Here is a 21002-nt window from a genome sequence, read left to right on the forward strand (position 1 = left end):
TTAACTCCTAACTTTTTTTGTGGTTTTTCCTATATATAATTTCGCATCAAACTTACTTATCTTTTCGTATTCTTTTTTATCAATTATTTTAAATAATTCTTTTACAGACTTATAGGCTATTTCTGATGCAGGTTGGACTATGGTTGTTATCGGTTTTAGTAAGTATTTATTTATCTCTAGTCCATCAAAACCTGCAAGAGAATAATCTTCTGGAACTTTTTTTCCAAAATCATCAATAGCCTTCATAGCCCCCATGGCAATGGTATCTGAAATTGCATAAATTGCCGTGCAAGAAATATTTTCTTTGACAATTTTTTTGCCAACCTCATAACCATGTTCTAGGGAGTAAGGGTTTAAGCCTTTATTTGAATAAAAAACTAATTTTTCATCAAATTCTATCCCATTTTCTTCTAGGGCCTTTTTGTAACCTAGAAGTCTAAGCTTTCCTATACTTTCATCATCATATCTTGGTCCAATCAAGGCGATTTTTTTGTGACCTAGACTTATCAAATATTCTACTAATTTTTTGCTTTGAAGAAAATCATCTATTCCCAAGCAAGCTGACCTTGGAATTTGTAGGGTTTGATTTATTATTGTTGTCATTGTAAAAGGCACTGCTAATGACTTTAATTTTTTACTATCATTTATAAAATATCCTCCCAAAAATATTATTCCTTCCGGTTTTAAAGTTTTTACAATTTTTTGGGCCAGATCTATCTCGCTTGAATTTTCTTCAACTTTTTGTAGGGCAAAAGTGTAACCAGAATTTGTAATTTCTTCTTCTAAGACCTTTAGCATGGGTGTGAAAAAAGGATTTGTAATTCCCTTTATCAAAACTGCAATAGTTTTTGTTTTTGTTATTTTTAAATTTCTTGCATTTTGATTTGGTGTATAGCCAACTTCTTTTATAGTATCAAGGATTTTTTTTCTTGTTTTTTCGCTTATTTCATCATTATTATTTATAGCTCTTGAAACTGTACTTACACTTACTCCACACAAGGATGCTATTTCTTTTATGGTTACTCTTTTCATTTACCTATCCCTTAATTGCTCCAGCGGCAACTCCTTTCACAATATGTTTTTGCATTGTCAAGTAAAATACTATCACAGGTAGCATAGATAATACAAGCATAGCCATCATAGCTCCTAAGTCTTTGTTTCCATTACTTCCAACAAGCATTTGGATTACAACTGGAATAGTTTTATATGGGGTGCTTACTCCTATTACAAGATAAGGTAGGAGGTAATCATTCCAAATCCACATAGTGTTTAAAATTGCTACTGTTATTGCTGTTGGTTTTAAAATTGGAAGAATAATATAGAAGAAATGTTTTATTGGCGAACATCCATCTATCATCGATGCTTCTTCGATTTCTATTGGGATTGATTTTATAAATCCTGCAAACATAAATACTGAAAGCCCACTTCCAAAGCCCAAATACAAAACAACCATACCTATTGGATTGTTTAAATGAAGCATGTCTGCAACTTTTATTGTTGGAAACATAACCATTTGGAAGGGAACTATCATTGAAAATACAAATAAGTAATAAATTACTTGTGTAAATTTATTTTTCACCCTGGTTAAATAATAGGCTGTCATCGCTGAAAAAAGTACAACAACTGCAACAGAAATTATTGTTATAAAAAATGACCAGCCAGCTGCTTGGAAAAACCCTGTCCTTGCAAGACCAGAAACATAATTTTCAAGACCTGCAAAAGAATCTCCTTTTGGAAGGCTAAATGGTGAATCACTTATAAAAAATTTTCCTTTAAAAGAATTTATTAGGATAAATCCAATAGGAAATAGGAAAATCACAAGTAAAAACAACATTATGACAAATAAAATTGCATTTATAGTTTTTTCTTTCATTATTGTTCCACCTCTTTTTCTCTAGTAAGTTTGATTTGAAGATAGGCTATAAAGGCTACGATTATAAAAAATATTACAGCTTTTGCCTGTCCTACTCCCTCAAATCCATTTCTTGAAAACATTGTATCAACTATATTCATAGCAAGCATTTCAGTTTTATACATTGGAGCTCCTGCTGTTAGGGCAAGGTTTTGGTCGTATAATTTGAAACTATTGGTAAGGGTTAAGAAGGTACAAATTGTAATTGATGGCATTACCATTGGAATTGTTATTGACTTTAAAATTTGTCCCTTGCTAGCCCCATCAATTTCTGCAGCTTCTATCAAAGCAGGAGGCACATTTTGAAGGCCTGCTATATAAATTACCATCATATAACCAATCAATTGCCAATTCATAAGAATTACCAAACCCCAAAAACCAAATTTTGGATTTGCCAAAAGTGTTTGGCCAAATTTTAATAAAAACGAATCAATCATAACTTGCCAAGTATAACCAAGGACTATTCCACCTATTAAGTTTGGCATAAAAAATACAGTCCTAAATAAATTTGTTCCCCTGATTTTTCTAGTAAGAACAACAGCAAGTGAAAATGCCAAGACATTTATAGAAATAACACAAATAATTGTAAAAATTACTGTAAATACAAAGGCTTTTCCAAATCTTTGCCCACTTGAAAGGGCTGTAACATAATTTTGTAAACCTACAAACTCAGAATTAAAAATTGTAGTAAATTTTGTAAAAGAAAGTCCAATTCCTAAAATAAAAGGAATGATAAAAACTATACAAAAAACTAAAAAAGTAGGTAAGACAAAAAATGGGAAATATTTTTTCAATATTTTTTCCATAAAAACCTCCTTTATGGATTTTTAAAAAAAGTCTGAATGTTTTAATGATTTATCATACATTCAGACTTTTTCTATTAGGATAGATTAATCAGAGATAATCTTTTGTTCTTTTACTTTTGAGCTGCTTTTTCATCTTTCCAAGATTTTACAAATGAATCTTTAACTTCATTCCATTTCATTTCTCCAGATGCATATTGACCTAGAGCTTGTCCAAAGAAGTCTTTGAAAGCTTGGCTTGGGAATGATGTGAAGTTCCAATCAACATTGTATAAGTCTTTGTTTGACATGTATTTTACAACTTCTTTTGCAAGAGGATCTTCTGGTTGATCTTCTTCTTTGAATGTATCAAATGGTGAAATAAATCCAAGATCTTTTGTTACAAATTCTTTTCCCTTATCAGATGTAAATAACCAATTTAAGAATTCTTCTGTAGCTTTTTGGTCTTCTTCACTAGCCTTTGAATTTACTGAGAAGAAGTTTTCAGTACCAATACAGATACCTTGTTTTTCTTCACCCTTTACTCCTGTATAAATTGGTAAGAATTTAATATTTTCAGCCTTAACCTTGTTGCCAGAAACTTCTGAAATTTGGCTCCATGCCCAGTTTCCATTTTGAACAAAGGCAGCTTTTTCAAGTGCAAATTCAGCCATAGAATCTGTTACTGCTTTTCCAGTTAAAGCATTTGGTTCAACTGTTGAATTTTGAATATAAAGATCAAAAATATTTTTGTAATTATCAGAATATTTGAATTTAACTTCATCCATATCCTTTACTTTGTTGTCCCTATATTCATAAAAAATTGGTAAATTTGCAAGGTGAGTTTGCCATCTCCAATCTTCACCCGGTTTTAAAGAAGTACAAGCAAAGGCTCCGTCTATTCCAAGATCAGCTTTTTTAGCTTGCATATCCTCAGCAACTTCTTTTAATTTTTCAAAATTATTAATTTCATCAACGCTTTTAATTTTTGCACCGTCAAGTTTTATATATTTTTGTAAAATTGCATCGTTATAGATTATTCCATATCCTTCAACAACATAAGGAATACCAAAAACTCCTTCCCCATCCTTAACAGCAAGGTCTTTATCTATAAGGTGTTTATAAAGTTCAGAATCCTTTAAATCCTTTGTATAATCTTTCCAGTTTTTGTAACCGATAGGTCCATTAATTTGGAAAAGTGTTGGGGCATCAGATTTTGTAATTTCTGCCTTCAAAGTTTTTTCATAAGTTCCACTTGCAGCAGTAACAACCTTAACAGGAACACCCGTTTCATCAGTATAAGTTTTTGCAATCTCATTCCAAACCTTTTCAACTTCTGGTTTGAAATTCAAATAATAAACAGATCCCTTTGCACTATCGCCACTTTTTGCATTAGAGCTATTGTCAGCATCATTTTTTTGCCCACAAGATGTAAGTGATAAAGATGTTGCAAGAAGCAAGGCTGTTGCCAATAACGTTTTCTTCAATTTCATAAAAATTCCTCCATTTTGATTTTTTGCCTAGCAAAGATATTTTTCGATAAAAAAGCCTAATTTTTTTAATTAGTATTTTTAAATTAGCATTTTTTAGAATTAAACTTTTTATACTTAGAAAAATTCATGCAAACTATTTTCGGTATCGTTTCCGTAAATTAACTATAGCATATTTAAAAATAAAAATCAAGCCTTTAATTAATTTTTTCAAAAAATATTTTTTTCTATTTAATCCTCTAATTTTAGCTTTTTATAAGAAGTAGGTATATTTTTCAAAATTTTTTTGAAATTTTCTTAAAGTTCTGTATTAATAAAAACAAAAAATTATAACATTTTCCTAAATAAAAAAAGACCCTAAGGTCTTACAGAGCGTAAACAAAGTCAGTTTAATAATTAATCAATGATTTAAAAATAAAATTACGCTAAAAAACCATCTCTACTAGATAAATATGCCTTGATTTGGCATATTTATCCCTAAAACTAAGTGTGAAAGCACGAAAAAGTTTGCAAGGCAAACGTGTTTTAGTATGAGTGAAGCGAACGCATGGAGAGATCTAATGAGATTTCTCCGCTCGTTGCACTCGGTCGAAATGAGAAAATTTTTAGTTTGAAAACAGTCTGAAAGACCCTGAGGTCTTAATTTTTAAGTAGTAATATAAAAAAGTAATTTTTTTATAAATTAATAAATCATATATCCAATTATATTTGTAAAGAAAAATGTAAATATTAATAAAATATTTAAAAACAAAAATACATAATTTTTATTTTTTACAGAAAAAATTGATCCTATAATCCCACATATAGGACACAAATATAAACTTGTAAATCCTAAGGGTCTAAGTCCTTTACCAAATATAAATTCCATTGAATCATATGGGACAATTATTGAAATTATCAAAATTATTATAGCAAAGGTAAATATATAAATTTCTGGTCTTTTTTTCATATTTTCTCCTAAAGCATTTCCAAAAAACTTACAATCATCAAAATAAACGACCCTATCATAGTTAAAATATACCCTATCATAGTTAAAATATTAAAAAACATATTATTTTTTTCTTTTTTAATAAATATTTTATAGACCATTCCACTAAATACAATGGAATAAAAGATAGCATTTGGCCCACTTGTTGGAAGTTTTTTTGTCCATGAGATTATCATTACTATCATATAAGAAATTGCTCCCCCAATAACTTGGTAGTCTGAAATCTTGTCTTTCATTATTTCCTCCTGTTTTTTTCTGGCAAATATTTCCAATATTTTTTTGGCATATTTGAAATCATAAGTTTTTTATTTTTTCGCTCTTTTATAGAAATTGCATCATAAAATCCTATCCAAAGATTTTGAAAAAATTTCTCTTGGTCACTTTCTTCTATATCGAGATTTAAAATTTCTATAACTTCTACATTTCCATAAATTGAAATAAATGCTTTTTTTCTATTTTTATCGTAAATAATAAATTTTTCCTTGGGCATTCTTCTTAAAAAATGTCTTGAAAGATCTTCCAAAATATTATTGTGAGATTGGTACTCAGAAAATAAAAATCCCTCTTGAATTTCTCTAAATCTCAATAGCCCCTTATAAGCATGAGCTTCGCTTGTATAATTTTTTATCATTTTATTAAAAGCTATAGAGTATTTATTTGTAGAATTTATAATATTTTTACCCTTTAGAAAAGAAAGTTTTATAAGTCTTGCAATTATTATGTCCTTATTTTTATAATCTGACCTAAAGGCTATTTTTATTTGATAAAAAAATTCTTTTGATATATTTTTCTTTATAGAATTTTCTACCCTTCCTGCCTTATCATATTCTGTTTTTATAAAAGTTTGGTCAAAAAGAGAAATTTGATTATTTTCACTTTCAATTTTAATTTTAAAAAGATCCTTATAAAAAAGAAAAACTACTGTTAAAAATCCCTCAAATGACCCATCATATACAATATTTTTCATATTTTACCCAAAAAGTGATAATTGCTCAAAAGATTTAGGATCAGAAAGGATCATCCTTTCCCTCAAATCTTTTTGGTCCTTAAATTTTAAACCTTGGTATTTTCCGTTTACTGTAATAAAATTTCTAGCTTTTTTTACAGAAATGTTTAAGGATTTCAAGTGGTAATATTCAAGATTTCTGTATTCTCTTGCATTTACAATTCTTCTTGCTGAAATTCTTCCAATACCTGGAACTTTCATTAAATCAGAAAAGCTTGCCTTATTTATTTCAACAGGAAATTTATCAATATTATTTATTGCCCAATCTGTTTTAGGATCAATTCTTAAGTCAAAGTTTTTATTTTCTTCATTTAATAAATCAGATGATTTAAAACCATAAAATCTTAAAAGCCAATCAGCCTGATAGAGTCTGTGTTCTCTTAAAAGTGGAGCTTTTTTTACATCTTTTGTAAATTCACTTTTTACAACAGGAACAAAAGCTGAATAAAAAACTCTTTTTAACGAATAAGAGTTGTACAAATTTTCTGCCCTATTTACTATATCAAAATCAGATTCTCCTCCTGCTCCAATTATCATTTGGGTAGTTTGACCTGCAGGGAGGAATTTTGGAGTATGCCTATACAATTTTATTTCATTTTTTCTTTGGATTATTTTTTCCTTGGCAAAATTCATAGAAGATTCTATGGCCTTGGTAGATTTTTGGGGAGCTAAAATTTTTAGAGAATTTTCTGATGGAAGTTCAACATTAACGCTCATCCTATCAACCAAAAGACCCATTCTTTTAACTAAATCAGAGTCAGCTCCAGGTATAGATTTCATATGTATATATCCATTATAATGATATTCATTTCTCAAAATATCAGCCGTTTTTATCAAAAGCTCCATTGTATAATTTGGATTTTTGATAATTCCCGATGATAAAAATAAACCTTCTATATAATTTCTCCTATAAAAATTAATAGTCAAATCAGCAACTTCTCTTGGAGTAAATTCTGCTCGTTTTGTGACATTTGATGACCTATTTATACAATATTCACAATCATAAACGCACTTATTGGTAAATAAAATTTTCAAAAGAGAAATACACCTACCATCTTCGCTCCATGAATGACAAATCCCAGAAAGATGACTATTTCCCAAACCTTTTGATGAATTTTTTCTATTCGATCCTGAAGAAGAACAAGACACATCATATTTAGCAGCATCTGTCAAAATCTCCAATTTTTCTAAAATATCCATATAATCCCTTTCATCGTTTAGACTCTTACTGTCTTATAATTATATGGGAATATTTAAAAACTTTCAAGAAAAAAATAGATAAAAACTTATTTGATATTTCCTACACTAATTGAAAATAATAAAATCAACTCAAAATTTTATATTATTATAAACTTCCTACTTTTTATCAATTGCTATAAATGAAAAAGCAAATTTATAGCCTGCATTAATGGATAAATTCATAGAATCTATGTGAGAGAATTGACTTGCTGTAATTGGCAATATTTCTTTATGATTTTTTAAAATTTCATGGGTCATATTATTTAGCATAAGACTCATTAATTTTTTATATTTGGGATCTTTGGAAAATTTTTGACAGGAAAATTCCCATAAATATTTAGAATTTTTACTAAAAGATGCTAAGGCTATTAACTTTTCATAATCATAATAAGCATAGGCAAATTTCGAATTAAAATAGGGATCATCAAAATCAAAAATGAATTTGTATTTTCTGTATTTTTCAGCATTTTTAAGGTCGATTTTTTCAAATTTAAAAGCTCCTTCAATTTTTTTGAAATTGTTATTAGGCTCAAATACTGGACCATAATTTATATTTTTTTGACCATATTTTCCAATAATTTTATCTATTTTATAAATATTTTCATATTCAAAAAACCATTCTGATGGAAAATCTTCCAATTCATCTTTCAATTCTTCTAACATTTTCTTATTATCTGATTTTATTAGGACATTTTTCCCACATCCAATTATAGAAGTTGGATAAAGATTATAGGTCAAAGATTCTTTTTTAAATTTCATATTTAAAAAAATATTTTTATTTTCAACTAAGTCATCATTTTTTAAATCGAAGTCATAAAGAATTTGTTTTCTTGTTAAATTTCTCATCTTTTTTCTCTTTTCTACTTATGTGATTAAATTTGACATCTTTATTTATATATAATATTTTATAAATAGAGAAAAAGAAAGGATTTTTTATGAAAACCACAGTGATTTTTATAGTAATTTTAATAATAAGTGCAATAGTTAATGTTCTTTTATTGTCAAAATTTAGTTTTGGTGATGATAGGGATAGAAAAATTTTTAATAAAACTTGTTCTCACACCCTAATGGCCTTTATAATTTATCTTTTACTTGATATGATTTTACCTTTTACAAATAATACTGATTCTTTTACAAATCTTTTTGTAATTTCTCTTTTATTTTTGATAAATCAACTTGTCTACAGGAAGAAATTATCATAATTTTTTAATAAAAAACCAAATATTTAAATTTCAGCACAAAAAAATCGACTTTAAACTTTCTTTACAATTTAAAGTCGATTATTTTATATGTCCACTAGCACAGCTTTCTGATTTTGGTTCAATCACGCTTAAGTCCTTTCTTTTTTCATATTTAAATTTATTTAAATACCTCGGCATATTGACAGTTTTGTATATTTTTTACTTTATGGGAAAACTTCCTCCTAACACTTTTATCATATTCAATTGTAATTTGGCTCTTTTTTATTTAGCTACAAACAAATCCTTTTTAGAAAAATGTCAGATGGCTATATTTTACACTTGATTTCCACCACTTTTTCTATGAAATTTTGATTCTTTTTTTAAATAAATATCACTATTGTAAAGACTTTAATTAGAAATTTCAGATTTTAAATCCATTTAAATTCTCATAGTCTAAATACATTTATAGGTTAAACTTTTTACTATAATTAATTTCCTATAAAATTAAGCCCTCGTCCTTTCTATGCTAGTGGACTATCAGAAGTATCTTATCTTCTGTTATTATAATGATACCCCATGAAATCGATTCTAAACATTTTTTTATAAATTTTTTAAATTTTTTATTTTCATTAAATAAAATAGCATACATATTATTTTAAAAAATAAAAAAATCTCCCAATTAAGGGAGATACAGAGCGTAGACAAAGTATGAAATTAGATAATATTTTATTTTTAAATAAAAATAAAGCTAAGTACCATCTCGACTAGATGATTGTGCCTTGATTTGGCACAATCATCCCTAAAACCAAGTGCGATAGCACGGAAAAATTTGCGAAGCAAATGAGTTTTAGTGAGTGAAACGAACGCATGGAGAGATCTCAAGAGATTTCTCCACTCGTGCACTCGGTCGAAATGAGAAATTTTTTAGTTCGTCAACATTCTGAATCTCCCAATTAAGGGAGATAATTTTTATTTTAGATTAAGTCTAAAGCTTGATTTAGATCTTCTATTATATCATCGCTATCTTCCAATCCTACTGATAATCTTATTAAACCTGGTGCTATTCCTGCTTCTTTTAAAGCTTGTTCTGTGTAGGTAGAATGGGTCATTGTTGCTGGGTGTTCTATTAATGTTTCTGCATCTCCCAAACTTACAGCAAGTGAGCATAATTTTACATTATTCATTATTGTTCTTCCTGATTCAATTCCACCTTTTACTTCAAAGGTTACCATTGCACCATAATCTTTCATTTGTTTTTTAGCAACTTCGTGGTTTTTAAAATCTTCTAGGCCTGGATAGTATACTTTTTCTACATTTTTATGTTTTTGTAAAGCTTCTACTACTTTTTTAGCATTTTCTATATGTTGTTTCATTCTAACTTCTAGAGTTTTCATTCCTCTAAAGATTAAAAATGCATCATGAGCAGATAGGACTGAACCTGTAAAGTCTTTTTGTCCAACTAGCCTTACTTGGGTCATTAATTCTTTTGATCCACATGAAAATCCTGCTATTACATCCCCGTGGCCGTTTAGGTATTTGGTTGCTGAGTGTACTACTATATCTGCTCCAAGTTTTAGTGGATTTTGTAAATATGGAGTTGCAAAGGTATTATCTGCTATTACCATAGTATCTTTTGAGTTTGCTTTTGCTAGTTTTACAACTTCTTCTATATCTATTATATCAAGGGTTGGATTTGCTGGTGTTTCTAGATAAACTATTCTTGTATTTTCTTTTAGATGACTTTTTACCTCTTCTAGATTTGTCATATCTATAAACTCTACTTCTACATTAAATTTTTTAATTTCATTTAAAAAGGCAAAGGTGCATCCATAAAGTGTTCCACAAGCAAGAATATGGTCTCCAGCTTTTATAAATGGCCAAATTGATGATGTAATTGCTCCCATTCCTGATGCTGTGGATACTGCTGCCTCTGCTCCTTCGAGGGCTGCTAGTTTTTTTTCTAGGGCATCATTTGTTGGGTTTCCTAACCTTGAATAGATAAAGCCTTCTTCCTCTAGGGCAAATCTTCTGCCACCTTGTTCTGCACTATCAAATATAAAAGTTGATGTTTGGTAAACTGGAAGTCCCAAGGAACCATATTTATCTTTCATTGCTCCTGCGTGGATTGTTTGTGTTGCAAATGATCTTTTATTGTTTTCTGCCATTTTTTTATCCTTTCTTATTATTTTTTATTACTTTTATTTTTATAAAATATTTAATATAATATATCCAAAGAATTTAAGGAGATATTATGAATTTAAACAAAATTTCTTACGCTATAGAAGTTTCTAAGACTGGCTCAATTTCAAAAGCCGCCAAAAACTTATATACTTCCCAACCTGCCATTTCCATGGCCATTAATGATCTTGAAAAAGAATTGGGCTTTAAAATCTTTAAAAGGTCTAAAAGCGGAACTCAAACTACTGTTAAAGGGCTTGAATATCTAATTAAATGTCAAGATTTAATCAGCAAATATAAGGATATTCAAAGGCAATATTGTCCTGATAAAAATGATATTGCCGAGCTTAGAATTTCAAGCCAACATTTTAACTTTACTGTCTCTGCCTTTATGAAATTAATCGAAAAATACAAGAACTCTCCATTTAAGTTCTACCTTAAGGAAACGACTTCCCTCCATGCCATTAACCATGTTGAAAATGATTATTCAGACCTTTCCTTTATCTACATAAATAAATCTTATAGGGAGGCTATCTTTAATTTGTTTAAGGAAAAATCCCTAACATATGTATCGATAGCCAAGGTTATTCCTCACGTTTTTATAAACAAGGACCACCCTTTGGCAAAGAAAAAACTTATAAAAATTTCTGACCTTTATTCCTATCCCATGATAATTTATGAGCAAGATAATACCCAAGTATTGCCAGAAGAATTTGTAAACTTACCTGACCACAAACAAATCATTTACACCCAAGACAGGGGTACAACTTTAGGATTAATATCTAATACCAATTCTTTTAATGTTGGAACTGGTTGCCTTCATCCTAATAACGGATTTTCTAACATAAAAACTGTTAAACTTGAAAATCCTGAAAATTTATCTATGGATATAGGTTATGTTTACAAATCTTCCAGAAATCTTTCAAAACTTTGTAAAGAATACTTAGACCTTACTAAGCTTGAACTTTTTCATTGTCTTCCAAAACTTTGATATGATCAGCTACTTTTGATTCTGGCATATCATATTCAAAATTCCACTTATCTTTTGCAGCTGTAAATGGTACATATATTGAAATTATTGAGATTATTCCAAGTATAAATTGATACCAGAAGTAAGGGATAATTTGAAATGGAGCTACTGCTCCTTTTGTAAATCCTGCTGCTATCAAAACTTGGGCTGCATAAGGAATTACTCCTTGAAATACGCAAGAGAAAGTATCAAGAAGTGATGCCGACCTTCTAGGGTCAATTTTATATTCGTTGCACATTTTCTTTGCAATTGGTCCTGAAATTATAATTGCTACAGTATTATTTGCGACTGCAACATCTGCAAGAGAAACTAAGGCTGCTATACCAAACTCTCCAGATTTTTCACCTTTTGCAAATTTTTTAATTTTAGAAATGATCCAATTAATTCCACCTTCTTTGGTGACCATATTGGAAAGACCCCCAATCAACATTGATAGTAGGAATATTTCAAACATTCCTGTAAATCCTTCCCACATGGTTTGAGAAAGTTCTAATAAATTAAAACCATTGTTCATAAGTAAAACTATTCCGGAAAGTACAATTCCACCAGTAAGTACTAAAAATACATTAACCCCCATAAGGGCAACAACTAGTACAAATAAGTAAGGAATAACCTTGATTATTTCATAATTTAATGCAGCTTGGCTAGGCTCTGATTCTGGAGATCCAAATATAAGAAGTAAGATAAAAGTTATTAGACCTGCTGGAAGGGCTAATTTTATGTTCATCCTAAACTTATCTTTCATATCACAATTTTGAGTTCTAGTAGCAGCTATGGTTGTATCAGAAATTACTGACAAGTTATCACCAAACATTGATCCACCTACCAAGGCTCCAAGCATCAAGGAAAGATTTATCCCTCCTGAATTTGCAAGGCCTATGGCTATAGGACCAAGGGCTGTAATTGTTCCAACTGAAGATCCAGTAGCTATAGATATAAAACAAGCTATCAAAAATACACCTGCTGTCAAAAACCTAGCTGGTATAAAAGATAAACCCAATCCCACAACAGAATCAACACCACCAGAAGCAGAAGCTACAGTTGAAAAAGCCCCTGCCAATATGTAAATCAAACACATAATAATAATGTTCGAATCCCCACAACCTTCAATCAAATTATCAAACTTATCATCAATGCTTCCACTAAATAAAACAAAAGCACTAACAATACCAACAAAGGCTGCTATCGGTGCAGGCAATTGATAAAATGCCATTTCCACCTCTCTTAAATGAAGCACTATACCTGTGGCAAGGTATACAACAATAAAAACTAAAAATGGAATTAAGGCTTTACCAGAAATTCTTTCATTCTCTTTCAAAATTTTCACCCCTTTTTTTAAATGATTACGTTTTCATAATTATCATACATTATTTTAATACCCTAGTAAAATACATATATGTTATGGTTTATATAAGAAAAATTTATAGCTAACAAAGGTCTATTTTTCAAATTAATATTGGTCGTTAAGAAAAGATATACATTTTATCAAAACAATATAACTTATTTTTTTATTTAAAATAAAACTAAATTTAGGCAAATATTAATAAAATTTTCTCCTATTAAAATATGGTAAAACTATAAAAATTAGACTACAATATTTAAAATTATATAAAAAATAAGAAAAACTTATTTTAAGTATCAGAGCGTAGACAAACTCTCAAGCACGAATATCCAACTTCAAAAATTGTTTATTTCTAAATTTTAAAATTCTAAAATCGCAAACTCGCTAAGGCTCAAACAGTGCGATTTTTGACGAATTTTTAAATTTGAAATCAAATCAATTTTTTACGTATTCTATTCTTAGCGTGAGGATTTGTTTACTTTGTCAACAGTCTGAAACTTATTTTAAGTCCTTCTTATTTTTTTGCCTTTGCTTTTAAGGACTGGTCTATGGATTTTTCTAGCATTTTTAAATAGGCATCATAGGCATTTAATTTTCCATAAAAATGCACCCCATCAGTTCCAGAATAATATTCTGGGTGGGCCATGCCCTCTTTTTCCCAATCCATTAGGGTTATAAAGTCATATTTTTTAGAAAGATCTCTCATTGCAACAGAAACCCTGTGCGGTTGGTCGTACCTATTATCATAGCAAGTTACAAAAATCAAACGAGTTTTTTTAGGAACAGTTTTTATAATTTCTTCAAGACTTTCCTTTGGATCTTTTATGGCATTGGTTCCAAGGGCAATTACCACAAGAGATCCCAAATTCCCATCTTTTTTCATTTGCTTGATAAGGTCACTTGCAGAATCGATTGGCCTGCTACCTTCTGCATTTACATGTAAATTTTTAATATTTTCTTGGAGCATGTCCCTGTTTCCCAAAAGCACACTATCTCCCAAGACATTAATCATTACATTTTCCTTTTTAGCGGCATAATCCTTGTTTTCAGCCTTTTTTATAGCCATATCAAGTAAATTTTTATCCATTTTCATCTTATCTATATCTTGTTTTATAGATTTTTCAAAAATAGTTTTTTCAATCTTTACCATATTATTAGCATTTTCATTTAAAATATAAGCCATGGCTATTGAAGATACAAAGATTAATCCAATAAAAATTTGGCTAATTGCATTTGAAAGCCTAGAATTTTTCTTTTTCCCACTTGTATTTTTTTCCTTAAATAAGGGTTCAAACAAATGAAAATTGACTAGGGTCAAAATTCCCGTTACAAAAATCGATAAGATTATTCCCCAATAATTATTCAAAATACTTGTGCATATAACAAAACTTGGCCAATGGAAAAGGAAAATTCCATATGAATACATGGATAATTTATTAATAAATTTATATTCCCTTATATTTTTATTGGAATAGGAGACAATTATCATTAAAACCGTAAATAAATCAGCTAGGATAAAGCCAAATTTATAGGTAAGTTCATTAGAATAGGATAAAATAAAACTTAGTCCAATCAAAGCAAGACTAAATAGAGCCGTTAAAGTTTTATAAGGAAGTTTTCTTATTTTTCCTACAAACAAGGCTGCAAAAGCCCCCATCAAAAATGATCCCATACGGGTAAAATCAAAGAAATAAACGAAGGCTATGGCATTATTATAATTTTTTACCAGATAAACCATCAAAAAATATGAAAGAAGGTATAAAAAAATACAAACCTTCATCAATAAAGAAGAAAATTTCTCCTTAAAATTCCTATCCTTATCGAATGTATTTATAAGAAGGGTTAAGACCAAGGGCCAAAGCAAGTAAAAGTGAACCTCGATTGCCAAAGACCAAGTAGGCATAAATAATTGTTTGACAAAGCCACCCTCATAAGATCCTCCCCTTACCAGTTCAAAAATATTATAATTAAAAGAAAGAGCAGAAATAAATTGGTCCAAAAATCTTACGCTATAATCCTTATTTATAAAAAAACAAAGAAGACTTGTTATAAAAACCATCAATAAAAGGGGTGGGAAAATCCTAACAAATCTTTTATAATAAAATTTTTTAATATCAATTTCTTTATTTTTATAAATTTCTTTCAAAAGGTGGTAGGTGATCAAAAAACCTGATAAAACAAATAAAATATTTACACCCAAAAATCCACCTGGAATAAAATTCGGAAAAAAATGGTAGGCTACTACCAAAAATATTCCCAATACACGAATATAATCTAAACCCTTAATTCTCATCTTTACCTTCTAATCTCATCCAACCATTTTTCACTCTCTTGTAAGTATAGCCATCACTGTGTTTGATTTTAATATCCTCATTTGCCTTATCCTTATTAAATTTAGCATAATAAACAAAATCATCAAAAATAAACTTTCCCTTGCCGTCAAACCTTGAATCTTTAAAGCTTCCAAGATATTTTCCCTCAGGACAAATAAGCTTACCCTTGCCATTTAATTTATTTTTCAAAATTTGGCCCTTATAAGTAATGTTTTTTGTAGGCTTATAATTTGAAACTTTTTTGGGTCTTAATAAAAACAAAATATAACAAAAAGAAAGAACCATAAAAGCTCCAACAATACAGGCAAAAATACCATTAAACTTTTTCTTTTCCATATCTACCCCTTTACTCTTATTATCTTAATTATATCAAAAAAAAGATTTATTTACATATTTATTGTAAAAATATTTATCTATAAGAAATAAATTTTTTCACAAAAAAAACTAGGATGTTTCCACCCTAGTTTTTAAAATTAATTTTACTTATTTTCTTTTTGATTTGAAAAGAGCTGTTGAAGCTGCTGCAAGAGTTGCAACTACACCTGTAAGTCCAGCAACACCTGTTTGTACGTTGTTAGATACAGCTTTCTTTTCTTCTTTTGGAGCTTCTTTTGGAGCTTCTTTCTTTTCTTCTTTTTTAATTTCTTTTCTTTCAAGTCCTTCAGTTTTTGCTTCATCAACTGTTAATTGGATGTAGTATCTTCCATCAGCACCAACTGTTACATTATAACCTTTATTGATTTTTGAATTTTTAACTAAAGCTTCTGCTTGTTTGATAGCTTCTTCTTTTGTTTTAAATCCATTATCAAAGTTGAATGCTTTTTCATCAGCTTTTTCATCATATTTAGCGTATGGTTTTTCTGGTGTTTTTTCTTCTTTTGGAGCTTGAACATGGCTTAAATCTTCAGCTGGTGTAAGTACATAGAAGAATTTACCATTGTTTTCTGAAACTGAGAAGTTTTTGTTAAGATTGTCATTTGCTAAAGCTGCTTTTGCTGCTGCTTCTGCTGCTGCTTTTGTTGAGTAACCATTAGCGTTATCTTCTACTACTGCTGCTGGAGCATTATTTTGTTCCTTATCTACATCACCTTTGTATTCTTCTCCTGATTTAATTGCTACATTACCTGAACCTTCAACATTTGATGGTGCATCTGCTGCATAAGCTGTTCCACCGAATACTAATCCTGCTGCAAGAGCTAATGCTAATACATTTTTCTTTTTCATTATTTTTCTCCTTTTTAATATATATTATTTTGATACTCACATTATATATCAATTGTGTATATATTGCAAGTTTATTAGAGTAAATATATATAAAAGCCTAGTAAAATGTTTATTTAGGTATTTTTATTCATTTTCTTTATATTATTTCATCTTGTATGAAAAATATTTATTTTAAAGATTTAATTATCATGATAAAGTATTTACACCTAAATTAAATATTAAGATTTCAATAACAACATTTAAATTAAATACTTATTATTATTTATTCTATATTAAATAATAGCAAGTATTTTAACCTGTATTTTTTTAATTTTATGAATAAATATATAAATTAAAAATAGTATTAATATACTTTTTTATAAAGTGGCTAGTTTTAGGTCTTTACTTGCTTATATTTATTAATTATATTTTTTTCTGAGACACATGATCTAAAAAATTTATTTTTTCTTATTTAAAATATGATTTTCTACTTCCGATTCTGCCATATCTAATTCAAAATTCCACTTATCTTTTGGCCTTGTAAAGGGGATATATATGGAAATTATAGCAACTAAGCCTAAGATAAATTGGTAGTAAAAATATGGTATAAGTTGAAATGGTGCAAGTTTCCCTTTACTAAAGCTTGCAGCTATCAAAACTTGGGCGGCATAGGGAATTATTCCTTGAAATACACAAGAAAAGACATCAAGCAGGGAGGCTGACCTTCTTGGGTCAATCTTATATTCCCCACACATTTTCTTAGCAATTGGACCTGAAATTATTATTGCAACAGTATTATTTGCAACTGCCATATCAGCGAGAGAAACAAGAAGGGCTATAGCTAGTTGACCAGATTTTTCTCCCCTTGCTATTTTTTTTATTTTCCCTATTATCCAATTTATCCCACCTTCCTTATTAACCATATTGGAAAGGCCACCTATTAACATGGACAGTAAAAATATTTCAAACATTCCTGTAAAGCCTTGCCACATAGTTTGAGAAAGAGCTAAAAAATCAAATCCATTGTCAAAAAGAAGGATTATTCCAGAAAATAAAATTCCACCTGTAAGTACCAAAAATACATTTAGGCCCATAAGGGCAGAAATTAGTACAAAAATATAGGGAAGAATTTTGATAAGTTCATAGGATAAGTCTTTTTGACTAGGTTCACTTTCTGGCCCTCCAAATATCAATAAAATAATTAAGCTAATTAAACCTGCAGGAAGGGCCATTTTTATATTCATCCTAAATTTATCTTTCATCTGACAATTTTGGGTTCTGCTTGCTGCAATTGTTGTATCAGAAATAACTGATAAGTTATCCCCAAACATAGATCCACCTACCAAGGCCCCTAGCATAAGGGCGAGATTAATTCCCCCAGATTCTGAAAGTCCCACAGCTATTGGACCAAGAGCTGTAATTGTTCCAACAGAAGTGCCGGTAGCTATAGAAATAAAAGAAGATATCAAAAATATACCTGCTGTCAAAAATTTTCCTGGAATAAAAGAAAGTCCCAAACCAACTACAGAATCAACTCCACCGGATTTTGATGCTAGAGCAGAAAAGGCTCCCGCCAACAAATAAATTAAACACATTATAATAATATTTGAATCCCCACAGCCTTCCACTAAGTTATCAAATTTTTCATCTACACTTCCAGAAAACAATAAAAAGGCAGAAATTATACCAACAAAAACTGCAATTGGGGCAGGAAGTTGGTAAAAGGCCATTTCAACTCCCCTAAGTTGGAGAATAATTCCTGTAGATAAATAAATTATAATAAAAACCAAAAAGGGAATTAAGGCCTTGGCTGAAATTTTTTCATTTTTTTTCAATATATTAGCTCCTTTATATCAATTTTCAAAAGTAAAACTTAAATACCTGCCTTTAATTATAACAAAAATCTATTAATTAAGTAATAAAACAAGTCCTTTTATAAAAATTATCCAAATCAAAAAAAATAAATTCTCAAGGCAAATTGGGTATAAGATATATAAGAGAAAAAAGTTATAAAAGGAGAAAAAAATGAAGATTAAAAATGTAACAGTAGCAGGCGGTGGAGTACTAGGTGCTCAAATAGCTTATATAACAGCATTTCATGGATACAATGTAACTCTTTGGGGAAGAAGTGAGGGGTCAATAGAAAGAATTAAACCAAGAATCGAAAGACTCCACAATATTTTTTCAAAAGAATTAGATCTTGCCCCATCCTATATAGGAGAAGAAAAACCAGATTATCCAAGATCATTTTTCAAGGACAAAAGTGAAATTACAAAAGAAAAAATAGAAGAATTAAAGAAAGTAAATGATGAAATTTATGAAGATTTGAAATATACTACAGACCTTGACGAGGCTTTTTCAAACGCAGACTTAGTAATTGAAGCAATAGCAGAAATTGTAGATGAAAAAAAGGCCTTTTACGAAAAAATTTCTACTCACTTAAAAGAAGATACAATAGTAGTTTCAAATTCATCAACTCTCATTCCTTCACAATTTAGGGAATATACAAAAAGAGAAGATAAGTTTTTAAACCTACACTTTGCAAATAATATTTGGAGACAAAATGTAGCAGAAGTAATGAAACACGACAAAACAAGCGATGAATCCTTTGAAAGTGTGATAGAATTTGCTAAATCAATAGGAATGTATCCAGCAATACTAAAAAAAGAACAAGCAGGATATATTTTAAATTCACTTCTAGTACCCCTATTAGACTCAGCTCTAATGCTTTACGGTGACGATATAGCTGAACCAAAAGATATAGATATGGACTGGAAAATAGGAACAGGAGCACCAAAAGGACCTTTTGAAATAATTGATATAGTAGGAATTACAACAGTAATCAATATAACAAAGATAAGTCCAAAAGCCCAAGATCCAAACTCAGCCCTAGCAAAAGCAGTAAAAAAACTAGAAGAAAGAGCCGAAAAAGGCCTAAAAGGAGTAGAATCTGGCGAAGGATTCTACAAGTATAAATAAAACATAAATAAAATAAAAATGCGATGAAATAAATTATTTCATCGCATTTTTTATTCCCAATAGGTCCCAATGTCCCAATGGAGACGTTCATCATTGGTACACCAAGCTGCTTAAATTATTCGAAAGTTTACATCATTTTATTTTGGGTTTATAAAGTAATTATATAAATTATTGTAAATAAAAAGAAGCTAATCCATTAATTAATATTTTTAAATAAAATTAGATATAGTAAGATTTAATCCTAAAGAGTTAAGATGATATGAGTTTATATAAAATTTAAGCCAAATATAATTTAGGATAGATGTTTTTATTTTGATCTGGTAAAAGCCTCCTTAAGACTAAGTGGACAGGACAAGAACTTTTTAATAAATAGATGTTTGTGCCATTGAAATTAAGTTATAGAAATTTTTTTAATTCTTCTATAAGCAAAAAATATAAATAACGAAGAAGAATACTATACTTATTGTATTTGCTAGCTATGTAAGAAATGTCTTTGTAAAACCTTAATTTATGTGATAGGAAAATCAATATTTAAAACTTTATAGTTTAAATTTGATAAATTCTATTTATTTCATTTCTTAAAATAATTAATACGAAATTTAATCTTAGCTTAAGGAGAAAAATAAATATCAAAAAAGACCAGCTTTAGCTGATCTTGTTTGTTTGGCAACTACCTAGTCTCCCGGGAGGTCTCCCTCCGAGTACCATCGGCGTTAGAAGGCTTAACTTCTGTGTTCGGTATGGGAACAGGTGTATCCCTTCTGCCATCGTCACCATATTTTTAATATACTGTTTTAACCTAATTATTTTATTCTCGCTTCGCTGCGAGTGCTCCGCACGGGTCCTCTATGAGCCGGACGGGCTGTCCTCTCTTAGCCGGACGGGCTAATTCAATAGCTATAAATATTTCCAGTCAAGATTTAAAGTTTAGTATCCATTAGCTTAATACATTACTGCACTTACACCTTGGACCTATCAAAGGTATTTCTTTACCTACTCTAAGAAATCTTATCTTGAGGGTTGCTTCGTACTTAGATGCTTTCAGTACTTATCAATTCCGCACTTAGCTACCGAGCCATGCTAGTGGCCTAACAACTCGTACACCATTGGTGCGTCCATCCCGGTCCTCTCGTACTAAGGACAGCTCCTCTCAAATTTCTTACGCCCACGCTGGATAGGGACCGAACTGTCTCACGACGTTCTGAACCCAGCTCGCGTGCCTCTTTAATGGGCGAACAGCCCAACCCTTGGGACCTACTCCAGCCCCAGGATGAGACGAGCCGACATCGAGGTGCCAAACCCTCCCCGTCGATGTGGACTCTTGGGGAGATAAGCCTGT

18 protein-coding genes and 2 rRNA genes are annotated in these 21002 nt (G+C 29.9%); 3 read left to right on the forward strand and 17 right to left on the reverse strand.

Features of this window, described 5'->3' with window-relative positions; translation table 11 throughout:
- The 9 genes from ANHYDRO_RS05475 to ANHYDRO_RS05515 form a co-directional block, all read right to left on the reverse strand.
- The gene (locus ANHYDRO_RS05475; RefSeq protein WP_004814396.1) at positions 1-1032 is read right to left on the reverse strand and encodes a LacI family DNA-binding transcriptional regulator; all 1032 of its coding nucleotides are present in this window, start codon (positions 1030-1032) and stop codon (positions 1-3) included.
- Between the two features lie 4 nt (positions 1033-1036).
- Positions 1037-1873 (reverse strand): carbohydrate ABC transporter permease, encoded by an 837-nt coding sequence (locus tag ANHYDRO_RS05480; protein ID WP_004814397.1) that lies wholly within the window; start codon positions 1871-1873, stop codon positions 1037-1039.
- Positions 1873-2718: a carbohydrate ABC transporter permease gene (locus ANHYDRO_RS05485; RefSeq protein ID WP_004814398.1), complete on the reverse strand. Its 846-nt coding sequence runs from the start codon at positions 2716-2718 to the stop codon at positions 1873-1875. Before ANHYDRO_RS05485 ends, ANHYDRO_RS05480 begins: the two co-directional genes overlap by 1 nt.
- A 110-nt stretch (positions 2719-2828) precedes the next feature.
- Positions 2829-4187, reverse strand: a complete 1359-nt coding sequence (locus ANHYDRO_RS05490; protein ID WP_004814399.1) for an ABC transporter substrate-binding protein — start codon at positions 4185-4187, stop codon at positions 2829-2831.
- Positions 4188-4866: 679 nt separating this feature from the next.
- Positions 4867-5133 carry a hypothetical protein gene (locus ANHYDRO_RS05495; protein ID WP_004814400.1) on the reverse strand — a complete coding sequence of 89 codons (267 nt, stop codon included), beginning with the start codon at positions 5131-5133 and terminating at the stop codon, positions 4867-4869.
- An 8-nt stretch (positions 5134-5141) separates the two neighbouring features.
- On the reverse strand, positions 5142-5408 hold the full coding sequence (locus ANHYDRO_RS10105; protein ID WP_004814401.1) for a hypothetical protein: 267 nt from the start codon (positions 5406-5408) through the stop codon (positions 5142-5144).
- Positions 5408-6139 (reverse strand): TIGR03915 family putative DNA repair protein, encoded by a 732-nt coding sequence (locus ANHYDRO_RS05505; RefSeq protein ID WP_004814402.1) that lies wholly within the window; start codon positions 6137-6139, stop codon positions 5408-5410. Before ANHYDRO_RS05505 ends, ANHYDRO_RS10105 begins: the two co-directional genes overlap by 1 nt.
- A 3-nt stretch (positions 6140-6142) precedes the next feature.
- Positions 6143-7378 carry a putative DNA modification/repair radical SAM protein gene (locus ANHYDRO_RS05510; RefSeq protein WP_004814403.1) on the reverse strand — a complete coding sequence of 412 codons (1236 nt, stop codon included), beginning with the start codon at positions 7376-7378 and terminating at the stop codon, positions 6143-6145.
- Positions 7379-7534: 156 nt separating this feature from the next.
- Positions 7535-8263: a hypothetical protein gene (locus tag ANHYDRO_RS05515; protein ID WP_004814404.1), complete on the reverse strand. Its 729-nt coding sequence runs from the start codon at positions 8261-8263 to the stop codon at positions 7535-7537.
- Between the two features lie 89 nt (positions 8264-8352).
- Between ANHYDRO_RS05515 and ANHYDRO_RS05520 the strand changes: the two genes are divergently transcribed.
- On the forward strand, positions 8353-8619 hold the full coding sequence (locus ANHYDRO_RS05520) for a hypothetical protein (RefSeq protein WP_004814405.1): 267 nt from the start codon (positions 8353-8355) through the stop codon (positions 8617-8619).
- A 953-nt stretch (positions 8620-9572) separates the two neighbouring features.
- Here the strand turns inward: ANHYDRO_RS05520 and megL are convergent.
- Complete coding sequence (megL, locus tag ANHYDRO_RS05525) at positions 9573-10763, reverse strand: methionine gamma-lyase (RefSeq protein WP_004814407.1); 1191 nt, start codon at positions 10761-10763, stop codon at positions 9573-9575.
- Positions 10764-10849: 86 nt separating this feature from the next.
- Here megL and ANHYDRO_RS05530 point away from each other — a divergent pair, with 86 nt between their 5' ends.
- Positions 10850-11767, forward strand: coding sequence for a LysR family transcriptional regulator (locus ANHYDRO_RS05530; RefSeq protein ID WP_039914184.1), 918 nt, complete (start codon positions 10850-10852; stop codon positions 11765-11767).
- Here the strand turns inward: ANHYDRO_RS05530 and ANHYDRO_RS05535 are convergent.
- The 5 genes from ANHYDRO_RS05535 to ANHYDRO_RS05555 form a co-directional block, all read right to left on the reverse strand.
- The gene (locus ANHYDRO_RS05535) at positions 11730-13124 is read right to left on the reverse strand and encodes a Na+/H+ antiporter NhaC family protein (RefSeq protein ID WP_039914186.1); all 1395 of its coding nucleotides are present in this window, start codon (positions 13122-13124) and stop codon (positions 11730-11732) included. The genes ANHYDRO_RS05530 and ANHYDRO_RS05535 overlap by 38 nt on opposite strands.
- Positions 13125-13662: 538 nt before the next feature.
- Positions 13663-15441: an acyltransferase family protein gene (locus tag ANHYDRO_RS05540; RefSeq protein ID WP_004814410.1), complete on the reverse strand. Its 1779-nt coding sequence runs from the start codon at positions 15439-15441 to the stop codon at positions 13663-13665.
- The gene (locus tag ANHYDRO_RS05545; RefSeq protein WP_004814411.1) at positions 15431-15817 is read right to left on the reverse strand and encodes an MORN repeat-containing protein; all 387 of its coding nucleotides are present in this window, start codon (positions 15815-15817) and stop codon (positions 15431-15433) included. Before ANHYDRO_RS05545 ends, ANHYDRO_RS05540 begins: the two co-directional genes overlap by 11 nt.
- Before the next feature lie 147 nt (positions 15818-15964).
- A complete protein-coding gene (locus tag ANHYDRO_RS05550) occupies positions 15965-16705 on the reverse strand; it encodes a DUF5633 domain-containing protein (protein ID WP_004814412.1) in 741 nt (246 codons plus the stop codon).
- A 437-nt stretch (positions 16706-17142) separates the two neighbouring features.
- Entirely contained in the window at positions 17143-18519 is a 1377-nt protein-coding gene (locus tag ANHYDRO_RS05555) for a Na+/H+ antiporter NhaC family protein (RefSeq protein WP_004814413.1), read from the reverse strand.
- A gap of 190 nt (positions 18520-18709) precedes the next feature.
- Between ANHYDRO_RS05555 and ANHYDRO_RS05560 the strand changes: the two genes are divergently transcribed.
- Entirely contained in the window at positions 18710-19663 is a 954-nt protein-coding gene (locus ANHYDRO_RS05560; RefSeq protein WP_004814414.1) for a 3-hydroxyacyl-CoA dehydrogenase, read from the forward strand.
- A gap of 661 nt (positions 19664-20324) precedes the next feature.
- Here the strand turns inward: ANHYDRO_RS05560 and rrf are convergent.
- Both rrf and ANHYDRO_RS05570 read right to left on the reverse strand, forming a co-directional pair.
- Positions 20325-20441, reverse strand: a 5S ribosomal RNA gene (rrf, locus tag ANHYDRO_RS05565).
- 131 nt (positions 20442-20572) lie between these two features.
- A 23S ribosomal RNA gene (locus ANHYDRO_RS05570) occupies positions 20573-21002 on the reverse strand; the annotation flags it as partial.

The sequence above is a fragment of the Anaerococcus hydrogenalis DSM 7454 genome (assembly GCF_000173355.1).
GTDB classification, from domain to species: domain Bacteria; phylum Bacillota; class Clostridia; order Tissierellales; family Peptoniphilaceae; genus Anaerococcus; species Anaerococcus hydrogenalis.